Origin of the sequence: Gemmata obscuriglobus (assembly GCF_008065095.1) — a bacterium.
GTDB lineage: Bacteria > Planctomycetota > Planctomycetia > Gemmatales > Gemmataceae > Gemmata > Gemmata obscuriglobus.
In genome coordinates this window covers 3,390,164-3,416,387 of the sequence record NZ_CP042911.1, presented here as the reverse complement: position 1 = coordinate 3,416,387, position 26,224 = coordinate 3,390,164, and the positions used below count along the sequence as shown (strand labels likewise).

The window sequence follows — 26,224 nt, the reverse complement described above, 5'->3', positions numbered from 1 at the left end:
CTTGGCAACGCCCCGGTCGTAAGGTAGAACGGTACGGGGCATTCGGAACGGCCCACCGCCCTCCCCGGCGAACGCGCTGCACACGGAGCGTGCGTGTCCGCTTGTATCAGAGGACCACACCCATGGCGCGCCGTAGCGCCGACCCGGACAGTAGCAGCCCGAACCTGAAAACGTCGTCCACCGGTTTGCGACGCTCGGACCGGTTTCTCCTCGGTCTCTCGTCTTTCGACCGCGTTATCTTCGTCTCACACGTTCAGCCGGACCCCGACAGTCTCGGCAGCATGTTGGGGCTCGCCCACCTCGTCGAAACGCGACTCGGAAAGCCCACCCTCATTACCCGCGACGGGCTGATCAGCCGTGCCGAAAACCGCGCGATGGTGGACGTGCTCCGCCTCGATCTGGTGCCCGTTGAAAAGATGAACTGGGGGCCGAACGACGCGGTTGTCATGGTCGACAGCCAACCCCGCACCGGGCGCCACACGTTCCCCGACTCGGTGAAGTTGTACGCCGTCCTGGACCACCACGACACCCCCGGTGACCTCGAAGGCGTGACGTTCACAGACATCCGGTCCGCACACGGGGCCACCTGCACGCTCGTTACCAAGTACCTGTTGGAGCAAGGCGCCCCGATCCCGGAAAAGGTCGCCACCGCTCTCCTCTACGGGATCGAAACGGAAGTGACCGGCTTCCCGCGAGAGGCCAGTTCGTCCGACGACGCGGCACTGATCGCGTTGTACCCCATCGCCGACAAGGACATCATTGCGCGGATCCGCAACGCCCGGCTCCCACACTCGTACTTTGAATGCACGCTCCAGGCGATGCAAAGCTCCTTCATTTACGACCGGCTCATGATGAGTTGGGTCAACCCGCTCCCGCAACCCGAACAGGCCGCAGAAGTCGTGGACTTCATGATCCGGTTCGAGCGCGTGGATTACGCATTTTGCGGCGGGGTGTACGAGGACTCACTCATACTCTCGGTACGCTCGGCCATTGAGAATGCGAGAGCGGGCGAGATCCTCCGCCAGGTGGTCGGTAAGTTGGGTCGTGCCGGCGGACACGACCGCCGCGCAGGCGGTAGCATTCCGCTTTCCAGCACCGCGCCGAGCGCCATTGAGGACCTCCAAAGCGAGTTACGGCGTCGGTTCCTCAAGGCGCTTAAGATCGAAGACGTGCGCGGGCAGCGACTGGTTCCGCTTCGTGAAATGCTCCAAAACCTTCAGTCGTAAAGTCTTTCAGATCAAGATAATACGCGGGATGGCGAGCGGTCAGATCCGTTTCGCCACTGCGTTGTTGACTCGAGCGGGAATTTCAATCCTCCTGGTCGTGCAATTTTGCACCCGGCATGCTGCATTTCTGGACATTTCGCAACCGAACTACTTGGTCGCGTCTCTGGCCATACAGACAACTATCGCCAACAGTTGACTTTTCGCCTACGCCCTAATTCACACATTACCATTGGCACAACGCGCACGACACCAACGAAACTTGGGCATATTCGTCTGAAATACTGAAACTATTTGCGGTTGCCGACGATTATACTGGCACGGAATCGGCGTCAAGACTCCGGTATGGCACGCATCGTGCATTGCTTTTTGCACCGACCCTTCAGAATCTGATCCTGTTCGGTGAAAGGTACACTTGGTCGGCGCCTATACTTCACTATCCGACCGGGAAATAGACCTGACGCAGAGCTAATTGAAACTGCGCGAATCTTATGCCCGGTGAGCCTGATCTAAAACGCACAGGATCCAATAGTTACGACCGTAAGCATGTTGAACCCCCGGGAGGTACAACACCATGGCTCGCCAAGACGCATTACTGCGACTTCATAAGAGTCTGATCACACGCCGCACGGAACTCCGTAAGCGGCTCGGCCTTGAACTCGAAGAACTGGCCCACGTCAAGCATTCATCCGCTTCGGGCGACGCGGCGGATGCGGCGTTTGACGCGAGTGGTGAGGAAATTTCGTCCACATTGGCAGAACTTGAGGCAAAAGAGCTGGCGCAGATCGAGCGTGCGCTCCGCCGGCTCAAAGCGGGGACTTACGGCAAGTGCGAGGTGTGCTCGATCAAGATCCCTGTTGCCCGCCTGAACGCCCTGCCATTCAGCACGTTCTGCGTGGACTGCCAGCGTGAGATGGAGCGAGACGGCGGGTGGTCCGCGGATTACGGTGCGAACGGCTGGGATCGGATCACCGACGGGGACCCGATGGGCGAACGCGAAGTTCGGATCTCGGACCTGGAAAGCGATTTGAGCAAATAAAACCGGATGCGCCGACTGTAAAGAGCCCGCGGGTAAAAAGGCCCGCGGGCTCTATTCGTTTTGTGCCGCTCCGTTCGGAGAAATTATTTGCTCCGGCCCGGTCGCCCGGCGCGAACGGACTCCGCCGAAGAGTAGAGTGGAAGCGGTTGCACTGCGGGTGACGGACAGTTCTCGTACAACCGGTCAACTTCTGTTCAAGGCGACGAACCTATGCGGAACAAGGTGCTCTTCGCGACGGTGTGCGCTGCGTTCGCGTTCTTGGGCGGGGCTGCGGCCGAGTCTCTCGTGCGTGGTGAACGCGCCTCGGCCCAACCCGGTGATGCTGCCGTCGCACCACACGACCGGTTCCAGAACATCATTAAGCACTTTAGTTCGTCGGTGGTCGCGGTGGACGCGGTCAAGCCGGCTGCGCCCGGCTCAACGAAGAGCGACCCGGTTGAAGAATCCGGCTCCGGTGTGATCGTGAAGTTCCCGGGCGCAGCGGGTGTGGTCGTGGTGAGCAACTACCACGTCGTCGGCGCCGCGGCCCCGTCGAAGGTGTACGTCACGCTGTCCGACGGGCGCATCGTTCAGCCGGCGCGCATCTGGGCGGACCCCGAGTCCGACTTGTCGTTCCTTAACATCGAAGACGACTCCCTGCCGGCGGCGACGCTCGCCGACAGTTCGCGCGTCAAGCGGGGGCAATGGGTGCTCGCGTTCGGTAGCCCGTTCGGCCTGAATCAGACCGTGACCCACGGAATCATCTCCGCGACCGACCGCGGCCAGATCTCGCTCGGTTCGACCATACGCATCAAAGAGTTCCTCCAAACCGACGCCGCGATCAACCCCGGTTCGAGCGGCGGCCCGCTGGTCGATCTCGACGGTAAAGTGGTCGGGATTAACACGGCCATAGCATCGAAGAGCGGCAGCAGCAGCGGGGTGTCGTTCAGCATCCCGGCGAACCTCGTCAAGCGGATCGCGGGGCAGTTGATCGAGAAGGGTACGGTCACGCGGGGGTATCTGGGTGTGCAGTTGGCGAGCGCGCTGGAACCCGCCGAAGCCCTGCGCCTGGGCCTCAGCCGCGTCAGCGGCGCGCTGGTCGAAATCGTTCACCCGAACACCCCGGCCGCGGCCGCGGGGTTGCGCGTCGGCGACGTGATCCTTCAAATCGAAGATGTCACGCTGCGGGACGAGAACCACCTGATCAATTTGGTGTCGGCACTACCGCCGGGCCAGAAAGTGCGGCTAAGTGTGTGGCGCGACAGAAAGGCGGTCGCTCTGGAAGTGACGGTCGGACAGTTCGCGGGTCAGACCAGCCGGTCGAACCGGCCGTGATGATCGGCAAAAAGGAGTGCATCGGGTCGGGCCGCCGTTCGTGGCGGCCCGCTTGTTTTTGACCGGTGCGGACCGGGCTCAATCTTCATCCTTCTTGTTGTTGCGGAGGAACAGCATCAGGCCGATGAGCACCAACAGGGCGACGACCATCCCGCCCATGAAGCCCCAACTCGTCATGAACTCTGGCATCGGTTCCTCGGTTTGCCCAACAGGGCAGGTTCGGTGACAGCGGCCCGGGTGCAAGCTCAACACCGTGTGGTAGGCCGCTGGGCTGTAAAAATCAAACGTGTTCTACTCACGGCCGGCGCGCGATGCAAGCACCAGAGCAAAATTCTTCGGGGAAACGCAACCGCAGACGCGCAGCCAATGCCGGGCGGGCAACAAACACAGAGTAGGCCGACGGTGTCGGCCTGCGGCTAGGAGCGGAACAGATCGTCGGTCCACCACTCCGGCGGGGTGCCGTCCCACATCGGCCCGAATGTGGACGGGGGCACAGGCGTGTCGTGGGTCCAGCGTTCGCTTTTTGCGCGCCGCGCGAGGGCATCGAAGTCACGCGCCGGGGCGGCGAGGTGCCCCACGTTGCCGACGGTACTCGCACGAAGCAAGCAGGTGACGGCCGCGGTAACGGCGCCGCGCACCACGTCCGCGTGGGCCGCATCAGCGGCGTAAGCCGCGGCCCGAGCGGAGTCCGCTGCGCACACAGCGGCCACAGCATCGGCCGCGCCGTCGGCACGGGCGACATGGGTGGTAGCGACCGACCCGCCACCCACGTTGCGATCAGCGGCCGCAGTTTCGGCGACACGGACCGCTTTGTCGAGCGACGGGAGGAGCGGCTTCGGCGAGTCGGTCCACAGTTTCTTGATCACCGGCAGCACACGCCGCGCGCAACGAGCCGCGAACGCAACCCGCGCCCAGCGGGGCAGCGCCGCGATATCTTGCCGCGATGGAACCAGCGTGAGCCCCGCGTCCGCGCGAGCGTCGGCGCGCGCCGCCGCGCCGCCCGCCCACACAACGTCCCGCCGTCTGTACCGGGCCGGGTCGTTCCACGCTTGTTCGAGTCGCCGAACTTCCTCTTCGGTTGGAGGGGTGAGCGGACGGTTCGTCGCGCGCCCGACGGCCACGAGGCCGGTGTAGTCCCAAACGTCCGGTCCGGGTTTCTGGTGCGGGGTCATGCGGAAAGTCCCAAGGCGGTTAAGCACGCCGCGGCCGCGCCGTCCGCGTACTCCCAATAAACTAGGTCGTGATAGAGCGGATCGGGTCCGACGCGGGTCATACCGCACCGCGCGTAAAACTCGTCGGCCTGAGGAAGCGCGTGCAACCCCACCCGCCCACCGGCCGTCGTACCGACACTCATCCGGACGGCCTCGCCCAGCAGCGTTACCCCCACACCTTTAAAGCGTGCGTCGCGGACGAGCGGTAAAGCACGGTTCTGCGGCACGCAGTAGTTCCATGGCGCCAGTTCAATGTAATCGACGTACAGCACCCACGCCGCAGGGGTCAGGCGCGCGGGCCGCAACAGGTTCTCGACCGCCATCATCCCCTGCAACGTACCGTAGCACTCGACCAGAACACACGTGTGCCAGTGCGGCGGATACTTGACCTGATTCAACCGTTGCCAGTGTGTGCTTTCCAGTGATTCGCCGTGCGCGCGCAGGTCGGTCTCGAGTTGGGCACGGTCCGACGACCAGAGCCGTTCGATTTCGGAGAAGTACGCGTGCGTTTCCGGTTCGCCTCGGGTCAGCACCGCCGGAACCTCCCCGGGCGGGGGGAGGCGCGTGTCCCTGAGGCGCGGCGGCGGGTTGAACGGGCGCGGAAGGCTTGGGGCAGCGGACATGGACGAAACTCCGAAACGGTAACCCGTCCCGAGTGCGAACGGCGGGCGGCCCCTTGTGTTGAATTCTCGCGGTGCGGCGTCGCGATTCGCAGCACCTTCTACGGCAACACGAAGAGCGCACGCGCGGCACAACGCGCACCGTGATTCAGACGAACCGCGTCGCCGTGAAGCGGTTGAGTTTTTTGGCCGATCGCAGCAAGCGACGGCTCAGACGCGTTTACTCGGGGTCGGCTTCACCTTATCGTGGATCAGTTTAACGAACTGTTCCAGAAACTCGAAATATTCCGTCCCCGCGATTTCCTTTACCTTGCATACGAGGTGGCGGCGCCGCTCAATGAGGTCGACGCACGTCTCGACCCCCAGTTTGACCAGTGGGCCACTGGGGGCCTGCATGTCGAGCAGTTCCAGCACCTCGTCAGGTCGCAGTTCGGCCGCGCGGTTGCGGTTGCGCTCCAGCCACCCGACCAGGTCGGGCAACTGGGCACGCTCGTCTAGCAGCTTGAGTGACTCATCGTCGTCCGCCGGTTTCCCGTGCATCCGCGGCAGGAGGCGTTCAAGCGGAAGCGTGCGCAACTCACTGACGGTCAACCCCAACGCGTCTGCACACTGGCTCACGGTCGTGTTACGGAGTTGGCGTTTCGGTCCGCCCTGCAATATCTGCCTAACCGTATGACGATTCAGACCCGAGATGCGGGCGAAGTCTTCTTGGTTCCAGCCCCGCTCCTCGACGAGACGGGCGATTTTGTTAGCGAGTTCGGCCCCGAGCCCCGGAGATGCCGCGTTCATCCGTGCTAATCCCGTTGGCGTGTCCAGTCTACAGCCAATACTAATCCGGCACCGGGCCGGTGGAAGAGCAGAGTTGGAAACACACTCAAAAAACACCGCCCCCGGGCCGGTCCAAAGGACCGCCCGGGGGCGCGAGTTGATCGCAACGCGGTCGGGAGCCCGTTAGTAGGGGTTACCAACGCCGGCCAGACCGCTGGCCCCGGTCACCGGAGCGGCCGGAAGCGGTAGCGGAACCGCAGCCTCGTCCTTGGTGGTCTTCGGCTTGGGTTGGGTTTTGGGAGCCTCTTGCGGCTTGGGCATCTCCTTCGGCGGAGTGGTGCTCGGCGGGGTCGTGCCCGGCGTCGGGGTCGGCGGGACCACGGACAGCGGAGCTACCGCGCACGGATCGCACACCGGGCCGCAGCACGCCGACGCCTTCTTGTGCCCCATCCGCGACTTCAGTTTGTCGAGGAGGTTCGGGCGAGCGGAAACCGTGGTGGTCACGCAGTCGTTGCACGGCGCGACCGGGGCCGGGGCGCACCCACAGTCGTGCGACTTCTTACCGATCCCGCCGAGCCGGGCCTTGAGTTTGTCGAGCAGCCCGACCTTGGTCTTGCCGCAGTCGTTGCACGGCGCGACCGGAACCGCGCAGTTGCTGCACCCGGCGCCGGAGCTGATTACGGCCGGAGCGGGCGCCGCGGGCGGCGGGGCCACGTCGGCACCGGCCAGAGCGGCCGTGGACATGAGCAGGAACGCGGCGTTCACGATAACTATCCTCCGACGTGTTGGAAGTCTACAGGTGGCAGCCACTCGGTCACTACACGCATCGTCGTCCCCGCAACCGGTTCGTGAACCGCCGGAGCGCAAAAGGACTCGAATTCTTCCCCCGTGGCCCGGTGGCGCACGTAACGCCGAACGCCCCGGACGGGGCGCATGCGCCGCGCGCGCCGGACGTGCCGGGGTATCGCGAGAGCGGGTTGGCCTTGTCACGTCACTGAACACACGTTCTAAATAAGGATCGGCCCCTTGATGCAGTCGAGGAACAGGAACGTGGCGCGTGCGGAAAAACAGTGGCACCTGCTCCCGGCCGACTCCAGTGCGACCAACCGACTTGCCGGCTCCGCACGGGTGTCGTCCGTGGTCGCGCAGTTGCTCCTCAACCGTGGCGTCCGGGACGCGGCAGCCGCCCGCCGGTTCCTGGATTCTCCCCTTGGCGCGCTGCACCCGCCCCTCGCTCTGCCCGGCGTCAAAGAGGCCGCGGAGCGAGTCGTTCGGGCGGTCACCGCCCGGCGCCGGATCTGCGTGTACGGTGATTACGACGTGGACGGCGTCACCGGCACATCCATCCTCTTGCGCGTGCTCGGCAAGCTCGGCGCCGACGTTCAGTTCCACGTCCCGTTGCGCCTGTCCGAAGGGTACGGGCTAAACTCCGAGCGGCTACACGAGCTGTACCGCAACGGGGTTCAACTCGTTATCAGCGTGGACTGCGGGATCGCAAGTATCGCGGAAGCGCAGACCGCCCGCGATCTCGGGCTCGAGCTGATCGTCACCGACCACCACGAAATGAAGATGGGCCTCGACGGGCCGCTGCTGCCGGTGGCCGACGTTCTGGTTCACCCGCGACTGCGTGCTGCGGAACCGTACCCGTTCGGTGATCTGTCCGGCGCCGGTGTGGCGTTCAAACTGGCGTGGGCGGTTGCGCAGCGCGCGAGCGGCTCAGAAAAAGTGTCGGCGGACCTGCGCGAGGTGCTACTCGATTCGGTGGGACTGGCAGCACTCGGCCTTGTCGCCGACGTGGTCCCGCTGCGCGACGAGAACCGCGTGTTCGTGCGGCACGGGTTGGAGCGGATCAAAGCGAACCCCTCCGTCGGGCTGAAAGCGCTCCTCGACGCCAGCGGTGTGAAGCCCGATCAGGTGCTCACGGCGGAAGACGTGGGGTTCAAGCTCGCGCCGCGGTTGAACGCGGCCGGGCGGCTCGGCTGCGCCAGTTTCGCGGTCGAGTTGCTCACCACTCAGTCGCCCACTAAGGCGCGACAGCTCGCCGAGCAGCTCGAAGCCCAAAACGGCGACCGGCAGGCCCGCGAGCGCAAATACACCCAGGCCGCAAAAGAACTGGTGGAGGAACAGTTCGCCGACGACCCGGCGATCGTGGTCGGCTCACCCGAATGGCACCCGGGCGTCGTCGGAATCGTCGCGAGCCGTCTGGTCGATTACTTCGGCAAGCCCGCACTGGTCATCGCGATGCAGCCCAATGAAGCGGTCTCCACCGGTTCCGGGCGAAGTGTGACGGGCTTCGCGCTGCATACGGCGCTGGTCGCATGCGACGACATCCTGGAGGGACACGGGGGCCACGCCGCCGCCGCCGGATTGAAAGTCCGGCCCGACCGCATTCCGGCCCTCCGCGATCGGTTCAATGCGTACGTTCGGAGCCACTACCCAGGCGGTGCTCCGGCCCAAACGTTGACCCTTGATGCCGAGGTACCGCTCTCCGCGCTCACGTTCGGCCTGATCAACGATCTGGACAAGCTCGAACCCTACGGCGCGGGCAACCCGAGACCGAAGTTCCTGGCGGCGGGACTCAAAGTGGAAGCCGCGCGATTGATCGGTACGGGCGAAATCCAGCGGCACATGGACTTCCGGGTGCGCCAGGGCGACACAACAATCCGCTGCGTGGCCTGGGGGATGGCCGACCGAATGGAAGAACTCATGAGCGCGGGCGGGGATTGCTGCCTCGCGTTCACGCCGAAAATCAACGAGTGGAAGGGCTCGCGCAAGCTGGAGCTTCAGGTGATCGACCTGAAGCCCGGGAAAACGGCCAAACTGGTGTGAAGTATGGTCAGCACCTGCTCTCACCTCCGCGATCACATTCGACTGCGGAGGCGCGTATCAGCCTGTCGGTTACTTTGGGCGTGGCAAGGGAACCGGTGCCGGACGCTTCTTGAGCGCATCAATTTTCGTTCGCCAACTCGCCAGGAACTTTTTGTACTCCTCGCTGTTCACCGCCGCGCCGACGGCGCCGATGTTGACGTTCCCGCGCTCCAGCGGGAGCGGCACCCACGTCTCCAGTTCCACGGCGAGGACGTTCCACAGCGCCGCCTCGCGGACGGGGATCTCCTTGTCGCCCAAATACTTGACCAAATCGTCGAGCCGGTCCGGGTCGGGCTTGGTCGGCGACACGAACCCGCGGAGCAGCCGCAGCAACCGGTCCGCGGCGTCTTCGTTCTCGGTCTCCTCACCCAACCCCTTACTCACCAGAACCGACCGCAGGATCGCCGTGTTCCCCGGATCGCGCGCCACCCACGCGGTCAGCGCCGTCACCACCGACTGCCGCGCCAGCCACGGGAGTTCGGACCGCAGCAGGTCCACGAGCGGCTTCAGGTGCTCGCCGCCGGTCGGAGTGCAGTCCGCAAGCGCGGCCTGAGTGTAAACCGCCAGCCGCGCAACGAGGTCGCGGTCCGGGGTTCCCGGGGGTGGTTCGAGGCGGCCCTCGACGACCTGACGTACCACATTCTTGTCAGCCACCTTGTTGGCCGCATCCGACAGGGTGCGAGTAATGATTTTGAGGATCTCACCGTCGAGGGGCGGGTTGGGGTCCGCTTCCAGATCGTTGGGGATCGGCTTGGGATCAGACAGCGAACCGGAACCCGAGTTCCAGTCGACCTGAGTTTTGCGTTCGAGCTTCGGCACCGTCTTGAACCGTCGCGGCGCGGTCAGCGATGCAGTTCCGGCGACCACCGCGACTCGCGCCTCCTGGCGCGGTGCGGCTCCGTCCTTGCGCGCGTACATCGTCCCGGGCTCGAACCACGAGACCAGTTCCACAAGGACGTCGGCCTGCGCGTTCGGAATGGTAATGTCCCACACCTCGCGCGCAACCCGCACGCGCACCTTTGCGCTAGTGGGCTTCTTGTCCGCACCGATCGCTTTGCTCTTGAGGTAGATGCGCCCGCCGAGGAGCGTGAGGTCGGCGTCGAACCCGGTGGGCGGTTGGTGGAACTTCACCCGGGACTCGAACACGCGGTACGGCACCTGTTCCGGCACGTTCCCCCACAACAGCACCTGGACCTGCTTGTCACGCTGTCCGATCAGCAGGTGCGCCTTGTATCCCGGCAGTGCCATGACCGGGACGTTCGCAAGTATGGGGGCGTCGTCCTCGGGTTTGGTCTTCAACCGAAGCCACTGCCCGGCGGCCCCGGGGTCTTGTGCAACCACCAGCACCCGGCTCGTTTCGACGCGACCGATTTCGGCGACCTTGTCGTCGGGGGGAGCGATCGGGTCGGAGAGGTTGGGTCCCGCGGCGGCCGCAGCGGCTACCACCTCCCCCGCCACCGCGGCCCCCAAGGCCGCCGATAGCTCGGTCGGGTCGAGCGCCTTCGGCGTGGGAACAACCGGTTCTTCGTCCGTCGTTTTCGTGGCCGGCTTCGGCTCGACCTCTTTCGGCTTGGGCTCGACCTCTTTCGGCTTCGGAACGCCCTCCTCTGGTCCGGTGGCGGGCGGGGCGGTGTTGAGCTGCGCGAACGAGTTGCCGGGTGTGGTTTCGGGCGGCCTCGGCCCGCGGTGCGGCAGCGACATGTAGACGGCACATACGAGTATCAGCGCGAGCCCCCCTCCGATGCCCACCAGTGCGAGACGCCCGGCCCAGGTGTCGGACGCGGCGTAGCGCTTCAACCCCAAGAGCAGGGCCGCGTCGGCGTCGTCGGCCTCGGAGCGGTCCGGTTCGGGGGGTCGAGTGCCGCTCACCGGGAGCAACTTCTTGTTCGGTCGTCGCTTCGGGCGCGACGCGGGCGGCGGAACGAGTCCGTACATGCGCCGGTTGGCGCGCGGCGGCACACGCACCGGCTCGGTCAGGACCAGCGTCAGAATCTGGTGGACGGCCGCGACCTCTGCGAGGTGAACGTCGGACCCCAGGCAAGTCTCTTCGACTTGCTTAACGGTCGCCGAGTCGAGCGTGTTGTCGAGGTACTCGGCCACCGTGTTCGGGTCGGCGGTCTCGTCGTCAGCGTCGGTCGGGACCGGCGTACTCAACCCGCGCCGCCGGGTAACCCGCTTGATGCGGTCAATTAGTTCGCGGGCCTCGTCGCTGCCGGCGACCTTGCGGCCGAGGCTTTTAGCTTCCACGGGCGCGAGCGTGTCGTCGAGGTACGCCAACAGGGTGCGGAGCGTGAGGCGCGGCATAGCTTCTCCCGGGCGAACGGGGTCACCAGTATTAGTGGCAAGCGGGCGGTTGCGTCGTGCAACATTTCGGAAAGAACGGTAAGCTGGTTGCCGCTCCCGGAGGTGAACCGATGGTTCCGGCCCTGCTCTTCCTCGCGGCCAACGCCGCCGCGCCACCGGCCCCCGTAAACGACTTGCGACTCCCGCCGGGCTTCAGCGCGAAGCTGTACGCCGACAACCCGCTCGCGCCCGACACCTACACGATGACCGTCGACGACGCGGGCCGCGTGCTGATTGCCTCCCGCGGGTACGTTCGCGCGCTGGTGGATTCCGATAACGACGGTGTTGCGGACCGCGCCGTCGATCTCATCGACGGGCTCAAGGAAGGCCCAATGGGGCTCCTCGCGGAGGGGGACTCACTTTTCGTCGTCTCGGACGGCGGCTTGAAGCGCTACCGCGGGTACAACGGAAAAGACAAGCTTCCAGCCCCCGAGTTACTACTGGCACTGAAAACCGGCGGCGAGCACGACGCGCACGCGCTGCGCCGCAGCCCCGATGGCTGGCTCTACCTGCTGTGTGGGAACAACGCCGGCGTCAAGAAAGGCACCGCCACAGACGTCCGCTCCCCGATCGGCGAACCGATCGCCGGCGCGGTGCTGCGTCTCTCCCCCGACTTCAAGACCGTGGAAATCGTTGCGGACGGGTTCCGCAACCCGTACTCGTTCGATTTCAACCCCGACGGCGAGCCGTTCACCTTCGACTCCGACAACGAGCGGTGCTCGGGGCTGCCGTGGTACGAAGGATGCCGGTTCCTGCACATCGTCCCCGGCGGGAACTACGGCTGGCGTTCCCCGCAACTCTCGCAAACGTGGCGCAAACCGCCCCACTTCCCTGACGTCGTGAAGCCGATCGCCGATCTCGGCCGTGGATCACCAACCGGGGTCGCGTGTTACCGACACACACAGTTCCCGGAAAAGTACCGCGGCGGGTTCTTCCTCGCCGACTGGACTTTTGGCCGCATCCACTTCGTTCCGCTCACTGCGGCCGGTTCGACGTATGAAGGGAAACCGGAGGTGTTTGCAGAAGCGACGGGCACGAGTGGGTTCGCGCCAACCGCGCTCGCAATTCATCCCAAGACCGGCGAACTGTTCGTCAGCATCGGCGGGCGCGGCACCCGCGGCGGCGTGTACCGGATCACCTTCGATCGAGGCGGAGCGGAGCCGGAGCCGAAGCCGCTTCCGATCGCTCGGCGCGCGATCGAGTACACCAAAGACCGCGCCGACCTCTGGCTGCGCGACGCCGAGCCGTCCCCGCGCCGGCCCGCCCCATCGCCGGACGAACTGCGACGCCGGCGCGAGGCCCTGGAGTTGCTCCTGCGCCACCGTGACAAACTTGCCTGGGGCGAAGAACTGATCGACGCGGTAAAACCGAACCTCGCCTCGCGCGATCCGCTGATCCGCGCTGCGGCGGCGCGAGCAGCGGTCGCGCTGACGGTACCCGTTGGCGACGTTCCGGACGGAAAGCCGCCAACCCCGGCGCAACTCGCGGTCGCGCTCGTGGTCGCACCACGCGACCAGAACTGGGCGCTGAAGGTCGCGTCCGGGGTTCTCAACAACCCGCGGGCCGAGCCCGCAGACCTGCTCGCGGCGCTGCGAATCGTTCACCTGACACACGGAGACCTGACCGCGAAGGACGCGACCGGAACGGTGTGGGAAGGGTACACGTTCCGCGAGCCGGTCCCGAAGGAGCGTGCCGCGCTGTTGGGCGTCGCGATCGTCAAGCAGGCGCTCCGCGAACCCGCCCTGCCCCGCGTCGTGCTACTCGAACTGACCCGCGTGCTCACCGCACTCGGTCCCCTCGACCGGCGCTCGCTCCGCGGCGCGGCGCCCGAGATATCCGACAGCACTCCCCAAGCGGACGACTTCCATTACCTCGTCGCGCTCGCCCGTGCGGACTCGCGTGCCGTCTGGGCCACCGCCGACGAAATCGCCACTATTCTGCTGCGGCTCCAGAGAAAAATCACAGCGCAGGGCGTCACGTTGGACCGCCACTGGCCGCTCCGGTTCGACGAGTTGCTGCGGCAACTGGAAACACAATACCCCGACCTGCCGCGAGCGGTCCTCGAACACAAAGACTTCGGACAGCCGGAACACGCGGCCCTGGTGGGACCGTTGAAACTCCCACCGAAGACCGCCGCACTGAAGTTTCTGGAGCGTGCGAAGGACAACCCCAAGTACGCATGGACGCCGCGCGCGGTCGCGCTACTCGCCGAACTGCCCCGCGTTGAAGCGGGTGCGACGCTCGAAAACCTGTGGGACCGCGGCGGATTCGAGGAAGCCGTGTTACGGGTGGCCACACGCCAGCCGGACCCGTGCGACGTCCCCAAATTCCTCGTCGGTCTCAAATCCCTTGACGCAGAAATCGTCCGCGGGTCAGCAAGCGCATTGGCCAAGTCGCTCGACGCAGAACCCTCACTCGTTGCCGCCGCCGCGGTGCGAGCGCTGCGGCGGTTCCCGGACCCGAAGACCGATCTCCGCACCCGGGACACGCTCGTGACGCTACTCCAGAAGTACAGCAAGCAGAAGTTCGGACCGGACGAAAAGGCGTGGACGGCCTGGTTCGTGAAAACGTACCCCGATGAAGCAAAGGCACTCGACGCGGGCGACGGGTTCGACGCAGCCGCGTGGGGCAAGCGCCTCGCGAGAGTCGATTGGACCACGGGCGACGCCGCGCGCGGGCGGACGGCGTTCACCAAAGCGACCTGTGCGGCGTGCCACGACGGCGGCGGCGCGGTCGGGCCGTCGCTGATCGGGGTCACCAAGCGGTTCGGTCGCGACGACCTTCTCACCGCGATCCTTCAACCCAGCAAGGACATCCCGCCGCGTTACCGGGCTGTTCGCATCACCACCACCGACGAAAAGAGCTTCATCGGCGTGCCGGTGTATGAGGCGACCGACGGCATCATTCTGCAAACCGGGGCCGACACCACCGCCCGCATCGCCGGCGCCGACATCGCCTCGAAGAAGCCGGTCGAGTTGTCGCTCATGCCCGCCGGGTTACTGGACAAACTCGCGGACACCGAAATCGCCGACCTACTGGCCTACCTGGGCACACTGAAGTGATTTCCGGGCACTCGTGTCACGTGCCTCCACCTTGAGGGTTGCCTCGCGCCACCTGCTCGCGCGCATTCGCTCTCGTACCCCTCATCTCCGAAGCGCGGGCGGCTTCGTGGGAACTTCGCACCGGGGCGTACCCGACAGACGTGACGCCGGGAAAGCTCCCGGAGTCCCTAAACGGCGGGTTCGCGGACCGAAAGGCGAACTCGGCGCACGACCCGCGCCCCGCCCGCTGCCTCGTCCTCGACGCAGGATGTCAGAACACTCCAGCAGATCGGCCCCAATCCCCGAGCGCCCGTGGGCTCGGTCGATCATCGCTTGAAAGTCGCGCCACTGGTCGCCCCGCACAACTGGCGTGTGTACTCGGGCAGATGCGCATACCTCGGGTACCGGTTGGCCGCGTGATCCGCCATCGGCCCACCCCGCAGCTCATCGAAGGCGGTTCGGCCCCTCATCTTGCGGATCAGTAACGCCACCGCCGACGTGGTCACCGCCACGCACACTTGGCTCCTTGCTTCCAACCCGTCTCGTCCACGTGGGTCGGGCGCCCGCGGGTGCACATCAGAGTCTGTTCGGCAACCGTGTGCAGCGCACCATGGTGCGAGCTGAACGTAGTGCCTCAAAAGTGCTTTCGCCTTGGCTACCTCCCCGGCGCGGATCTGCAGCCACAGCCCTCGCGTCACCGTGTCGGGATGCACGCCCGCGGTCGGGAAGTCCCTTTCGACCAAACTGCGGTAGGTCGAGGCCAGCGCGTGCAGACCTTCACCCATCGAACCTTGCCACCACCGGAAGCACTCTGCCGCCGAACAACCAGTTCAGCGGCTTCGCACATCGCGACACGGTCACCAAAGTGCGTATTCAACCGCGGTCCGGTGCAGCGCCAGGTTCGGCGTCTGGGCGCTCAAGCTCGGCGACCAGTTCGCGGAGGAGTTGCCGCCGCTCGTCGTTGCTCATCCGCTCGCTGAAGAGACGCAGGCACTCGCGGAACTGCTCCAGTTGTGTGCGCTGCTCGACTCGGCCCCGCTGCTCCGGCGGATCGACGGCGTCCGTGTCGATCACTCGAACCAGAACCTCCGCCCCGACTCCGATACCCGGGACGGGCCAGCTCAGGTGCTCGTCCGAAGCGCTGTCGATCCCGCCGACACTGAGGTGGAAGCGGCGCCCACGCTCGGGCCCACCGACAATGTGGACGTTGACGGTTAGAACGCCGTCGGCGACGCCTGCGAGGCAGATTCGGTCCCCGTTGAGCCGCACCTCAAACGCTTCCACGCCGGCCTCACTTCCGCTGCCGAACAATCAAAGCTCGCCTGCACCGCCATCATCGGACGAGCGGTGCGCCCCAGATCACATTGCTGTGCCCGGTGCAGTACCGGTTCGGTATGCCTTTGCTACCCCAGCGCCGGCTGCACCGCCGCCCATACCCGCCGCATCGGGACAGACACCCGGAACTGCTCCTCCGGCTCGTCGTGCCCGAACACCGACCAGTACGCGATACGGCTGGCGTGCAGCCGCGGCCGCGCGCGGAGCAGCGCGGCGACCGCCTGCCACTGGGCCAACTCCTCCACCTCTGCCGGCGGACCATAACTCGGCACCATGTCATCGACGCACTGGATCAGCATCTCCGCCAGCGAGAAGCGCTCATCGTCGGACAGCGGCTCGTCGCGGTATACAGCCAGCCAACCGTCGAAGCGAGCCGGGTCGGCGACCTCCCACTCCCAATCCTGCGAGAACGGGTCCATGGTCAGGCCGAGTCGGGCCGCCAGAGCGTCACGCCCGGCGCAGGTCGGGTACCGCCGCAGGTGGTCCGGCAACTCGTCCACCGCCGAAGCCCTCGGGTTACCTAACCTACAGCTCACCTGCGCCGCCATCATCGGATGAGCGGCGCGTCACAAAGCAGCCAGTGGTCTCAGGTGCGGCGCCGGGTTTGGCGTGACAGCGGACTTCCTCCAGCGCACACGCCCGCTGGACCAGTTCCCGCATCCGGCCGACCACCGCCCGCATGAATTCCTGATCGGCGGCCTCTTCGGGTGTGGCCGGTGCGAACCGTTCGACGCCGGCCGCTAGTCCCGCGTGCCATTCGAGCAGCCGTGCCCGCAGGGTCGCCGGGTCGTTGACGGTTGCAAAGTACCAGTCGTCACGGAAATAGACGTACTCGCAACTCCCAGCCTCCGCGATGGCCGACAGCGGGCCGGCCATCGCGTCCTGCCAGCCCTCCAACTCGACCCAGTGTGACCGGCCTCGCGCTGATGCCCAGCGGCGCGTCGCGAACGGCGCGACGAACAGCGAGTCGAACTCCGCTCGCAGTTCCGGCGGTGCTTCCGCCATTTGAGGCGCCCTCTGTGGCCAAACGATAAGCTGAGCTGCACCGCCATCACCGGATGAGCGAAGCGACCGAATCAGCCGTCGGTGTCGGGTTCGGCGTCTGGGCTCAGCCGACCAAGTGTGGCCTCGAGTGGTACCGAGAACTCGCCCGACTGCGGGTTGAAGTAACAACACCCCAGGCTGTCCCGGCCAACCCGGATGATCCGCTCGACGACCTCTGGCCGCTCCAGCACCTTCCGCGAGCAGATCGCGAACACCGCTCGGACCGGGCGGGCGTAGAGCATCACCGAGAACATCGGGCCGAGCAACTCGTTTGGCTCGGCGATTAAGTCCGGAAACTCGGCCGCGAACGCGGCGTGGATCTCCGCCGCGGTGAGTTCGCCGATGTCATCCACCGACTCGCTGCGGCAGAGGCAGCGGTACGTATCGACCGGCGAGGCGGTACGCGCGACCGTCTGCCGCCAGAAAACCAAGTCGTAGGACATTGACGACCGCCTCTGGGGCCGAACTTACAGCTCACCTGTGCTGCCACCACCGGATGAGCGGCGCGTTCCAAATTAGCCGGCGGCGTCAGGTGCCCCGCCGGGTTCGGCGTCTGCGCTAGCGGGCGAGAACCGCGACGGTGAGCCGCCCGTCAACTGTCTCCAAAGGAACGGCGAGTTGTTCGGCACCCTGCTGCGGCACGAACTGATGGCTCGCCTCTCCCATTCGGTTGCGCCACCGCGCGCCGCCACCTTGGCCCTTGGCTGCCTGGTGCGGCAACCCGCCCCGCCGATACGGACCGGGCAGGTCCGGTGACTGCACCACCCGCCACCCACCCGCGACTTCGAACCCGACGGCATCATCGAGCGTGAGGAGCGGTGGAGGCTCGGGCTGGCGACCCGCGACGGCCAATCCGGCCACCAGCACCACGGTCAGGATCAAGAACGTCACCCCGATTCGTCCGCGCTTCCTCACTCGATCCCCTCTGGGGTTGAACGAACAGCTCACCTGCAGCGCCATCATACCGTCAGCGATGCGTCACAAATCAGCGGGCGGTGTCAGGCGCAGCGTCGGGTTCGGCGCCTGTGCCACCACAAGGAGCCGGGCACGCTCACCCCGGTGAGTAGCAAACCTACACCAGCCGGGAAGATGGCCGGGTCACGGCCGCCCCGCGCACCGGCGGCGATAGCCGACAGCCCGGCCCCCACCAGGAACAGGCCGACCGCCGCCGACACCGCCAGTCGGGGCCAGAACAGCCATCCGCGCATGGTAACCCGGTGGGGCACGAGCAGCAACGTCCCGACCCCGAACCCGGCGGCGATCGACGGCAATTGCGCCCGCAGCGGGGGCGGCTCGGGCAGGTGGTCGTAGTACAGCTCGGGCATGAAGAAATGGCTGGACACGGTGCCCAGGATGGCAACCAACCCGGCCGCCGCCACACCGCCGCGGACGAGCCAGTACGTCACCGCTTCGCTCCCACCCATCCGCGACTCCGCTGGCTCGGGCTTCCCCGCCGAACGAACAGCTCACCGGCACCGCGACGATGAGCGAGACGATCCCAACAGTACGTATTTTACAGCGGTCCGGTGCAGCGCCGGGTTCGGCGTGCCTTTAGACCGCGTCACCGATCACGCCTCGGAGCAGCTCGATACCTTCCGGGTGCCGCGCCCCGAACTTGAGGAACCCCGAGCCCGTGTCGTGGACCAAAACCCGCCCGTGTAGCAGGAGGAACGACCCCTCGTAGTTCGGGCACCCGCCCGGCTCGGCCGCCCACAAGACCTCGGCGGACGCCCGCTCTCGCCGGAGCCAGTCGGCCAGGGCGGTATCGACCGCATGCGAACTCGTCCGCGGATGTGGGGAGTTGTCCCACTCGTACACCGTCGTCATCAGACAGTGGGTGACGAGGAACCTGGACAGCGCGGCGGACACCTGCCGCGTTTTGGCCTGCGGCTCGGGGCCGTCCTCGGTCCCCTCCGGGGCGCCCTCCTCGTCCCACCGGCCGGTGATCCAGACCGGCGGGTCCGGCTCGCCCGGCGTCGTCACCCCGTACCAGTCCCCCTGGTACTCCATGAAGAACCGCAGCCGCCCGTCCACGGTCGGGCTGGCCTGGGCGAGTGGGAGCAGGTGGTGTCCGCTCCCCCCGGTGTAGAAATACTCGGCATCGCTGTCTGGGTTTGGGGACGGCCATTGGCCAGCGAACGAGTAAAACCGCCGGAGCGAGCCAGGCAGTTCGGGGTAGCCAGCGAGCGCGTCGGGTTCCCCAAACTCCGGCCGGCGGGGGCCGTACCAGTGCTGGATGAACCGCTCCAGCTCTGCCAACCGCTGGTCGGCGTCCGTTGCTGTCAGGATGTGAAACAAGCAACCGCCCTTCGGTGGCCGAACATAAAGCTCACTTGCACCGCCAGGATCCAGGTGAGCGGTGGGTCACAATGCCGATGGCGGTGTCAGGTGCAGCGCCGGGTTCGGCTTGCCTTGATGTGCGTTTCTACGACATCGCAGACATCATCCATCAAGCCATGAAAGGCGAAGGTTATAACGCTTGCGACGCAAGCCGCCTACATAAGCCCAAAGCTACGCCAATCGGCCCTAGAAATACCTAATCTTTTGTAACCGTTCACGGGGTGCGGGCCGTGCATTTTCCAGGCCTTTGTGACTCGATTCTGCGCGGGGTTGCCTCAAGAGCCGGTGTTCCGTAATCGAACGGACGCGATGACATCTGTTCCTCAACCGCCGGAGCTACCGAGTGACCTGCCGCCAGCGGTGGTGGCGTACATTCGTGCGCTGGAAGCGACGGTTGCGCAGTTGCAGGCCACGGTCGCGGCTCTCCAGGTCACGGTGGCCGACCTTCAGACCCGGCTCAACCAGAATTCCAGCAACTCGTCGAAACCGCCCTCGTCGGATGGTCCGCAGGTGAAGCCGGCCCCGCCCAAGAGTCCCTCGGGGAAGCGGCGCGGCGGTCAATCGGGGCACCCCAAGGCCGAGCGCACCGTGCTGCCGCCCGACACGGTCCACACCCTCAAACCGGACACCTGCCGCGGGTGTGCGTGCCCACTCACCGGGGACGACCCGAACCCGTCGATTCACCAGGTGCATGAGATCCCGGTCGTCCGGCCGCAGGTGACCGAGTATCGGTGCCATCGGCTCCGGTGCCCGCACTGCGGCGCCGTGACGACCGCACCGGTGCCCGCCGACGCGGCTCCCGGGTACGGTCCCCGGGTCCAGGCGGTGGCCGCCATGCTCACCGGTTCGTGCCGCCTGGGCAAGCGGGTGGTGAGCCAACTGTTCGACGACCTGTTCGGGTTGCCCATCCGTCCGGCCACGGTGTGCAAACTCCAGCACACGACCGCGGCGGCTCTGGCCCCGGTGGCCGAAGCGGCTCTCGCGTACACCCGCGGGCACCCGGCGAACGTGGACGAAACGGGCTGGACGCAAGGGCGCCAGCGGGCCTGGTTGTGGGTCGCGGTGAGCACCTCGGTGGTCGCATTCCTGATCCGCGCCACCCGGGGCCGGAGCGCGTTCGACGACCTGCGGGACGGGTCCGCCCAGGTCCACACGACCGATCGGTATCCGGTGTACACGCATCTGCCGGTGCATCGGCGCCAGGTGTGCTGGGCGCACCTGCGGCGGGACTTCCAGGCGATGATCGATCGGGGCAACGACGGATCCCCGATCGGGGCCGCCCTGTTGGCCTGTTCCGACGAACTGTTCGGGCACTGGTTCCGGGTGCGGGACGGGACGTTAGCCCGGTCCACGTTCGCTCGCGTGTACGCCCGCGCCGTGCGGGCCCGGTTCCGCACGCACCTGGGGCACGGGGGCCGGTGCGGGTGCCCCAAGACCGGGGCCGTGTGCCGCGAGCTGTTGGCGGTGGAGCCGGCCCTGTGGACGTTCGCACGCGTGGGCGGGGTGGAACCGACCAACAACGCGGCCGAGCGGGCCCTGCGTCACGCCGTGTGCTGGCGCAAGACCAGCTACGGCACCGACTCCGAACGCGGTAGCCGGTTCGTGGAGCGGATCCTCACGGTCCTGGCCTCGTGTCGCCGGCAGGGCCGCAACGTGCTCGCATTCCTCACCGACGCCGTCACCGCACACCGTACCGGGGCAAAGCCACCAACACTGATCCCGGTCCCGGCTCAACAACCACCGATGATGAACCCAACTTTCGCTGGCTGTTGAGATACACCCGCATCAACTGTGAACGCTTACAATCTTTTCTTTGGCTTCGGCGATCAATTCCTCAATGACGTCAACGGGTACCTCACTTCCGAATGTCTGCAAAAAGTAACCCGGAGCCGCATCCCAGTAGATCACCTCAGCGACAACGGTCGCCTGTGTCGCCTGTTCGGTGATCTCAAACTTGCCGTGGAGATGCAAGGTTGTGGAGCCCGCCTTGCGGTCCGACACGGGCGACGTCGTCCAGTAGTGGCTGTGGTTGCACCGTCGGTCCATGTGGTTCTCTCTTGTGTCGCAGCGGAGAACTTCATGGGCACGGGTAGTTTTGGCTCGGGGCTTCAACGCCGAACATAAAGCTCACTTGCACCGCCAGGATCCAGGTGAGCGGTGCGTCACAATGCCGATGGCGGTGTCAGGTGCAGCGCCGTGTTCGGCCGACCCGATACATGGTACCGGCCACGTTAACCGCCCGCCCCGTTCATGGGCGGTATCGGGCCGGGGGCTCGTGGGGAGCGGGCAATGGCGTTTGCGAGGCCGGAGCCGAGGCGGTACAGGAGTACCACGAGGTCACGGGCACCGATACCGGCGCACGCGAGCAGCAGGGCCGACAACAGCCACGCGATCACTGACTCGGACGATGACAGGAAGAGCCTACCAAGCGCGGCGGCCCACCACTGCGGGCTGCCGCTCGGGGACACGCCCGTCATGCTTGCGAAGGCGAAGGCTACGACGAGGGTCCACCCGCTCGTCGCAGCCCCCAAGGTGGCGACGAGCAGGCGCGCGACCAAGAAGCCCGCACCAACGTGCTTTGCCATCGCTGCACCTCGTGTTGCCGAACCCGTGTTTGGTGTGCGAGACTTTGCCCAAGCCCAATAACACAGGACCATTTCGCCCCTCGTGCTTGGGGCTCAACTCGGTGCCCTATTTCGACGGCTCGAATGTGATTAGACCAGCTCGCAACTGATGCGCCAAGCTCCGAACCGGCTCGTTTGCTCAACGACCTGCGCCGGCACCTCGCCAAATTTGGAGAGCGGCGCTTGGTTCGCAAAGCTCTGCGCCAATGGGGATGAACTCCCGGGGCCGCGCCGATGCCTTCGAGGCGAGTGGAATAACCGTTCACTCAGATTTGATCCGAAGTGTTCAATGTCGAACACTAGTCCTGGCCCAGAGCCCGAAGTAACCGCTCCGCCAGTTTCTACGGCTCCTTCCTCACCCGCATCTTCCTCGTTTGCGGAGCCGCCCAAGGCAACCAAGTGGGCCGGAAATCCGTATGCAGCGCGAAGGAAGGGCACTCGCTCAAGGTGATACAGCCGCCCACTCAGCATCGGGCGCCGTCGTTGCGTTTTTTGGTGGCGGTAAATTGGGATGCGGATTTGGCACGAGACACGATAGCCCTCTATCGTGAGATTGTCGCGAAGGCCTGAGTCGATCGGACTTCTGTCAGTGGGCGTTGAGGGACTCGAACCCCCGACTTCCTCCTTGTAAGGGAGGCACTCTAACCGCTGAGTTAAACGCCCTGGTCTCTGTCAACTTATGGCGTGGGTGCCGTGTGTCACCGCCCCGCCCGCCCGCAATGCCGCGGCGACGAGAGTCGCCTCCGTCAGTTCGGCATCCGTCGCACCCGCGGCTTTTGCCTTCTTAACGTGTGCGTCGATGCAATACGGACATTGCGTCGTCACGGCCACTGCGACTGCGATGAGTTCTTTCACTTTGAGCGACAACGCCCCGTCCTTGAACACCGCCGCGTTGAGTGCATCGAACGCCGCCATCCCCTCCGGCGCGAGTTCCCGCATCGTCTTCAGCTTTTTCATCTGTGCCGGATCGTACACGGGCCGCTCCTTTACTGCTCGGCATTGAGATCGCGAATGAGACCACGGATGTAGCGGGCCGCGTTCAATAGACCACGAATCCGGGCCAAAAGGTTCACGCGTTCGGGTGAATCTGCCGCAACCGGTTCCAAACGACCGAACGCCGCCGCAACATCATCAAGTACACCGGCGAGGCGGCTGCCGAACGCCTGTTCGAGTTGCTCGGTCTTGGTCGGTGAACCTCTCGCGGCCTCCAGTTCCTCACGGGCATCGAGCATCTCAGCCAGGAAGGCCGGCGGCATTTGCTTCTGCTCGGCCGCACTCGGCCCGCCCATCAGGCCGAGCAAATGCTCAGCCCGCAGGAACGGGTCGCGGAGGTTATTGTAAGCCTCGTTGAGTGCGGCCGACAGATCCAGGCTCGCATTCAGGTCGGCGGACGAGCCGGCGAGGTGGTAGTCCGGGTGAACGGCACGCGACCGCGCGAGATACGCTCGTTCAAGATCCGCGGCATCAACGGCGAACCGCCTCGGAAGGCCGAGGCGGTGAAAGTAGTCGGTCATGGTGTTCAGAGGCCGGCCCGATGCCGCGCACGTACGGTGCGGCGAACGGCCCACTGGCCGCCCGCCGGGAACCAACACAAACGCAGCATGTGCCAGCTTACATGGTGTACGAGCTGCCACAGCCGCAGGTGCTCTTGGCCTGCGGGTTGTTGATCGTGAACCCACGCTTGTTCAGGTCGTCGTGGAAATCGACCGTGGCGCCGGACAGGTACAGCATGGAGCGCTTGTCCACGACCACCTCGACGCCGTGGAAGTCGAACTTGTGGTCCGTCTTCTCGTCGTACTTGGCGTCGAGGTCGAGCTTGTTCTGGAACCCGCTGCACCCGCCGCCCTGAACCCGGACGCGGAGGTACAGCTTGCCGTCTGGTTCCATCTCCTTGCTCTCGATCATGCTGGCGATGTGCCGCTTCACCTCAGCGGCGGCCTTCTCGGTCACGATGATCGGGGGCGGGCCGGCCGGGGCGTTGCCCGCGAGGCCGAGTTGTTGCGTTTCGGGAGCCGTGGCGGTGGCGGTGGACATTGCGGTAGCCTTTCGTTTAAGGGTGCGAGTCGTTCGGCTGAATGCAGTATACGCTCACCGGCGGGTCACGTTACACCCCGGCCGGCTCGGGCTGCTCCGCGTGTTCGGTCGCGGCAACGTCGGCGTCTTGTTTCTCTTGGTAGTTCTTCAGCGCGGCCTTGATCGCGTCTTCCGCGAGCACCGAGCAGTGAACCTTGACCGGCGGGAGCGCGAGTTCTTCGACGATCTCGGTGTTCTTGATCGCCAGCGCCTGGTCGACCGTTTTGCCCTTGAGCCACTCGGTCGCGAGGCTGCTCGACGCGATCGCCGAGCCGCACCCGAAGGTCTTGAACTTCGCGTCCTCGATCACCCCGGTGGCCGGGTTCACCTTGATCTGGAGCCGCATCACGTCGCCGCACTCGGGGGCGCCGACGAGCCCGGTGCCGACCGTCGGGTCCTTCATGTCGAAGCTGCCGACGTTGCGCGGGTTGTTGTAATGCTCGAGAACCTTTTCGCTGTACGGCATGTCGCACTCCTATAAGTTCGATGCGGCGCCCGGCCGCGAAGATTCAGGTCGGCAGATCGGATCACTCAGTGCCCAGCCCACTCGATCGACTTGAGGTCGATCCCGGCCTGCACCATCTCGTACAGTGGGGACATTTCGCGGAGCCGCGTGACCTCGCGCGTGACCAGTTCGACGACGAAGTCCACCTCGGCCTCGGTGTTGAAGCGGCCGATGCCGAACCGGATGCTGGAGTGCGCCAGTTCGTCGCCCACGCCCAGCGCCCGCAGCACGTAACTCGGTTCCAGGCTCGCGCTCGTGCAGGCCGACCCGCTCGACACCGCCACGTCCTTGATGCCCATCATCAGGCCCTCGCCTTCCACATAGGCGAAGCTGATGTTGGCGTTGCCCGGCAGCCGCTCGGTCGGGTGCCCGTTCAGGTAGCTCTCGGGCAGCTTCGACATGATGCCGTTCCGCAGCCGCTCGCGGAGGGCGAACGTCCGCGCGACCTCTTCGCCCATCTCGTTCTTGGCGATGTCGCACGCGGTCCCCAGCCCCACGATCAGGGGCACCGGCAGCGTCCCGGACCGCATCCCGCGCTCGTGCCCGCCGCCGTCGATTTGCGGCTCCAGCCGCACCCGCGGGTCCTTCTTGCGGACGTAGAGCGCCCCGATGCCCTTCGGGCCGTAGATCTTGTGGGCGGTGAGGCTCAGCAGGTCGATGCCCATCGCCTCGACGTCGAGCGGGACCTTGCCAACGGCCTGGACGGCGTCGGTGTGGAACAGCACACCCTTTTCTTTACACAACCGCCCGATGTCCTTGATCGGTAACAGGCTGCCGATCTCGTTGTTGGCGGCCATGATCGAGACGAGCACGGTCTTCTCGGTCAGCGCCTCCCGCACCTGCTCGGCGTGGACCTGGCCGTACTTATCCACGGGCAGGTACGTGACCTGGAACCCGTCGCGCTCCAGACGCTTGCAGGTGTCGAGCACGGCCTTGTGCTCGGTCGCCTGGGTGACGATGTGGTTGCCTTTTTTCTTGTACATCGCGGCAACGCCCTTGATCGCAAGGTTGTTGCTCTCGGTCGCGCCGCTCGTGAAGATGATCTCCTTCGCGCTGGCGCCGATGATCGCGGCGATCTGCCCGCGGGCCGTCTCCACGGCCTCCTCGGCGTGCCACCCGAACGGGTGGTTGCGGCTGGCCGCGTTGCCGTACTTCTCGGTGAAGTAGGGGAGCATCGCGTCCACCACCCGCGGGTCGGTGCGGGTGGTGGCGTTGTTGTCCATGTAAACCGGCATCTTCGACATAGCGGTTCCGCGTTGGGGGTGTTCTGTCAGGTGCCGACCGCCTGCGCCGGGAACGGTTCGACCGGGGACGTCGGCGAGCAACTGCCCGCCAATAGCGGGAGCGCGTGGAGGGCGGGCGGGGGGCTCTGTGGGTCGAAGAGTTCCGCGAGCGTCACGTCGCGGAGCACGCCCATGAGCCGCTGGTACACCCCGGCCATCGGCCCTTTTACGGTACACGTTGACGAGTGCGAGCACGGTTCGGCCCCGTCCGCGTGGACGGTGTTGCATACCGTGAGCCGGAACCCGTCTTCCACGGTTTCGAGCAGCTCCGCAAGGCTCACGCCGGCGGCGTCGCGGGAGAGGGCGTACCCGCCCTTCACGCCGCGGTGGCTGGCGACGAACCCGCTCTGGCACAGCTCTTTCAGGATGTTCGCCACGAACGACCGGCTCAGCCCGAACTGCTCGGCGATCGCGCGAGCGGTCCCACCGCTCTTGTTCTGGTACAGGTACGAGAGAATCAGGAGGGCATAGTCCGCCTTGCGGCTCAGCAGCGTCACGGCTCGCCCTCGAAGTGGTCAGGTCGTGAATCAGCACTTCACCTGATCTATTTCTACCCTGGTTACCGTATTTGGCAAGTGCTATTTCGATGGCGG

The 26,224-nt window shown here is 65.6% G+C and carries 26 protein-coding genes, 1 tRNA gene and 1 pseudogene; 6 read left to right on the top strand and 22 right to left on the bottom strand.

Features of this window, described 5'->3' with window-relative positions; translation table 11 throughout:
* The first annotated feature begins 122 nt into the window (after positions 1 to 122).
* The 3 genes from GobsT_RS14150 to GobsT_RS14140 all read left to right on the top strand — a co-directional run bounded on the left by GobsT_RS14150 (position 123) and on the right by GobsT_RS14140 (position 3,576).
* Positions 123 to 1,226 carry a DHH family phosphoesterase gene (locus GobsT_RS14150; protein WP_010037817.1) on the top strand — a complete coding sequence of 368 codons (1,104 nt, stop codon included), beginning with the start codon at positions 123 to 125 and terminating at the stop codon, positions 1,224 to 1,226.
* Between the two features lie 571 nt (positions 1,227 to 1,797).
* Positions 1,798 to 2,262 carry a TraR/DksA family transcriptional regulator gene (locus GobsT_RS14145; protein WP_029600791.1) on the top strand — a complete coding sequence of 155 codons (465 nt, stop codon included), beginning with the start codon at positions 1,798 to 1,800 and terminating at the stop codon, positions 2,260 to 2,262.
* Between the two features lie 210 nt (positions 2,263 to 2,472).
* The gene (locus tag GobsT_RS14140; RefSeq protein WP_010037810.1) at positions 2,473 to 3,576 is read left to right on the top strand and encodes a S1C family serine protease; all 1,104 of its coding nucleotides are present in this window, start codon (positions 2,473 to 2,475) and stop codon (positions 3,574 to 3,576) included.
* Positions 3,577 to 3,992: 416 nt separating this feature from the next.
* Here GobsT_RS14140 and GobsT_RS14135 read toward each other — a convergent pair whose 3' ends face one another.
* From GobsT_RS14135 to GobsT_RS14120, 4 genes are all read right to left on the bottom strand, one after another.
* Positions 3,993 to 4,748 carry a hypothetical protein gene (locus tag GobsT_RS14135; protein ID WP_010037806.1) on the bottom strand — a complete coding sequence of 252 codons (756 nt, stop codon included), beginning with the start codon at positions 4,746 to 4,748 and terminating at the stop codon, positions 3,993 to 3,995.
* Positions 4,745 to 5,410, bottom strand: a complete 666-nt coding sequence (locus GobsT_RS14130) for a hypothetical protein (protein WP_109571099.1) — start codon at positions 5,408 to 5,410, stop codon at positions 4,745 to 4,747. Before GobsT_RS14130 ends, GobsT_RS14135 begins: the two co-directional genes overlap by 4 nt.
* A gap of 207 nt (positions 5,411 to 5,617) precedes the next feature.
* Positions 5,618 to 6,196: a helix-turn-helix transcriptional regulator gene (locus tag GobsT_RS14125; protein WP_010037799.1), complete on the bottom strand. Its 579-nt coding sequence runs from the start codon at positions 6,194 to 6,196 to the stop codon at positions 5,618 to 5,620.
* 162 nt (positions 6,197 to 6,358) lie between these two features.
* Positions 6,359 to 6,940 (bottom strand): hypothetical protein, encoded by a 582-nt coding sequence (locus GobsT_RS14120; protein WP_010037798.1) that lies wholly within the window; start codon positions 6,938 to 6,940, stop codon positions 6,359 to 6,361.
* Positions 6,941 to 7,225: 285 nt separating this feature from the next.
* Here GobsT_RS14120 and recJ point away from each other — a divergent pair, with 285 nt between their 5' ends.
* Complete coding sequence (gene recJ, locus GobsT_RS14115; RefSeq protein WP_010037795.1) at positions 7,226 to 9,004, top strand: single-stranded-DNA-specific exonuclease RecJ; 1,779 nt, start codon at positions 7,226 to 7,228, stop codon at positions 9,002 to 9,004.
* Between the two features lie 69 nt (positions 9,005 to 9,073).
* Here the strand turns inward: recJ and GobsT_RS14110 are convergent, their stop codons facing one another.
* A complete protein-coding gene (locus GobsT_RS14110; RefSeq protein WP_010037793.1) occupies positions 9,074 to 11,347 on the bottom strand; it encodes a hypothetical protein in 2,274 nt (757 codons plus the stop codon).
* A gap of 110 nt (positions 11,348 to 11,457) precedes the next feature.
* Between GobsT_RS14110 and GobsT_RS14105 the strand changes: the two genes are divergently transcribed.
* Complete coding sequence (locus GobsT_RS14105) at positions 11,458 to 14,448, top strand: DUF7133 domain-containing protein (protein ID WP_010037791.1); 2,991 nt, start codon at positions 11,458 to 11,460, stop codon at positions 14,446 to 14,448.
* Between the two features lie 243 nt (positions 14,449 to 14,691).
* On the opposite strand, the pseudogene GobsT_RS39630 reads toward GobsT_RS14105, so the two are convergent.
* The 8 genes and pseudogenes from GobsT_RS39630 to GobsT_RS14070 form a co-directional block, all read right to left on the bottom strand.
* Positions 14,692 to 15,022, bottom strand: a pseudogene (locus tag GobsT_RS39630) (IS66 family transposase); the annotation flags it as partial.
* A 278-nt stretch (positions 15,023 to 15,300) separates the two neighbouring features.
* Positions 15,301 to 15,711, bottom strand: a complete 411-nt coding sequence (locus GobsT_RS14100) for a hypothetical protein (RefSeq protein WP_010037788.1) — start codon at positions 15,709 to 15,711, stop codon at positions 15,301 to 15,303.
* Between the two features lie 119 nt (positions 15,712 to 15,830).
* Positions 15,831 to 16,262 (bottom strand): hypothetical protein, encoded by a 432-nt coding sequence (locus tag GobsT_RS14095; RefSeq protein WP_010037786.1) that lies wholly within the window; start codon positions 16,260 to 16,262, stop codon positions 15,831 to 15,833.
* A 25-nt stretch (positions 16,263 to 16,287) separates the two neighbouring features.
* Entirely contained in the window at positions 16,288 to 16,767 is a 480-nt protein-coding gene (locus tag GobsT_RS14090; protein ID WP_010037784.1) for a hypothetical protein, read from the bottom strand.
* Between the two features lie 71 nt (positions 16,768 to 16,838).
* Positions 16,839 to 17,249: a hypothetical protein gene (locus GobsT_RS14085; protein WP_010037782.1), complete on the bottom strand. Its 411-nt coding sequence runs from the start codon at positions 17,247 to 17,249 to the stop codon at positions 16,839 to 16,841.
* A 115-nt stretch (positions 17,250 to 17,364) separates the two neighbouring features.
* Positions 17,365 to 17,697, bottom strand: coding sequence for a hypothetical protein (locus GobsT_RS14080; protein ID WP_010037778.1), 333 nt, complete (start codon positions 17,695 to 17,697; stop codon positions 17,365 to 17,367).
* A gap of 107 nt (positions 17,698 to 17,804) precedes the next feature.
* Positions 17,805 to 18,230 carry a hypothetical protein gene (locus tag GobsT_RS14075; RefSeq protein ID WP_010037776.1) on the bottom strand — a complete coding sequence of 142 codons (426 nt, stop codon included), beginning with the start codon at positions 18,228 to 18,230 and terminating at the stop codon, positions 17,805 to 17,807.
* Positions 18,231 to 18,357: 127 nt separating this feature from the next.
* A complete protein-coding gene (locus GobsT_RS14070; protein WP_010037774.1) occupies positions 18,358 to 19,104 on the bottom strand; it encodes a hypothetical protein in 747 nt (248 codons plus the stop codon).
* A 351-nt stretch (positions 19,105 to 19,455) separates the two neighbouring features.
* Here GobsT_RS14070 and GobsT_RS14065 point away from each other — a divergent pair, with 351 nt between their 5' ends.
* A complete protein-coding gene (locus GobsT_RS14065) occupies positions 19,456 to 20,919 on the top strand; it encodes an IS66-like element ISGob3 family transposase (RefSeq protein ID WP_033197688.1) in 1,464 nt (487 codons plus the stop codon).
* A gap of 12 nt (positions 20,920 to 20,931) precedes the next feature.
* Here the strand turns inward: GobsT_RS14065 and GobsT_RS14060 are convergent, their stop codons facing one another.
* From GobsT_RS14060 to GobsT_RS14020, 9 genes are all read right to left on the bottom strand, one after another.
* Entirely contained in the window at positions 20,932 to 21,147 is a 216-nt protein-coding gene (locus GobsT_RS14060) for a hypothetical protein (RefSeq protein WP_148087737.1), read from the bottom strand.
* A 230-nt stretch (positions 21,148 to 21,377) separates the two neighbouring features.
* Positions 21,378 to 21,731: a hypothetical protein gene (locus GobsT_RS14055; protein ID WP_010037771.1), complete on the bottom strand. Its 354-nt coding sequence runs from the start codon at positions 21,729 to 21,731 to the stop codon at positions 21,378 to 21,380.
* A 629-nt stretch (positions 21,732 to 22,360) separates the two neighbouring features.
* Positions 22,361 to 22,433: transfer RNA gene (locus GobsT_RS14050), tRNA-Val, on the bottom strand.
* Positions 22,434 to 22,442: 9 nt separating this feature from the next.
* Entirely contained in the window at positions 22,443 to 22,745 is a 303-nt protein-coding gene (locus tag GobsT_RS14045; RefSeq protein WP_010037769.1) for a carboxymuconolactone decarboxylase family protein, read from the bottom strand.
* An 11-nt stretch (positions 22,746 to 22,756) separates the two neighbouring features.
* Positions 22,757 to 23,284: a Fe-S protein assembly co-chaperone HscB gene (gene hscB / locus GobsT_RS14040; RefSeq protein WP_010037764.1), complete on the bottom strand. Its 528-nt coding sequence runs from the start codon at positions 23,282 to 23,284 to the stop codon at positions 22,757 to 22,759.
* Positions 23,285 to 23,381: 97 nt separating this feature from the next.
* Complete coding sequence (locus GobsT_RS14035) at positions 23,382 to 23,804, bottom strand: HesB/IscA family protein (RefSeq protein WP_010037762.1); 423 nt, start codon at positions 23,802 to 23,804, stop codon at positions 23,382 to 23,384.
* A gap of 70 nt (positions 23,805 to 23,874) precedes the next feature.
* Positions 23,875 to 24,309: a Fe-S cluster assembly scaffold IscU gene (gene iscU / locus GobsT_RS14030; RefSeq protein WP_010037760.1), complete on the bottom strand. Its 435-nt coding sequence runs from the start codon at positions 24,307 to 24,309 to the stop codon at positions 23,875 to 23,877.
* Between the two features lie 65 nt (positions 24,310 to 24,374).
* Positions 24,375 to 25,592, bottom strand: coding sequence for an IscS subfamily cysteine desulfurase (locus GobsT_RS14025; RefSeq protein WP_010037758.1), 1,218 nt, complete (start codon positions 25,590 to 25,592; stop codon positions 24,375 to 24,377).
* A gap of 26 nt (positions 25,593 to 25,618) precedes the next feature.
* Positions 25,619 to 26,128, bottom strand: coding sequence for an RrF2 family transcriptional regulator (locus tag GobsT_RS14020; protein ID WP_010037756.1), 510 nt, complete (start codon positions 26,126 to 26,128; stop codon positions 25,619 to 25,621).
* Between the last annotated feature and the right edge of the window lie 96 nt (positions 26,129 to 26,224).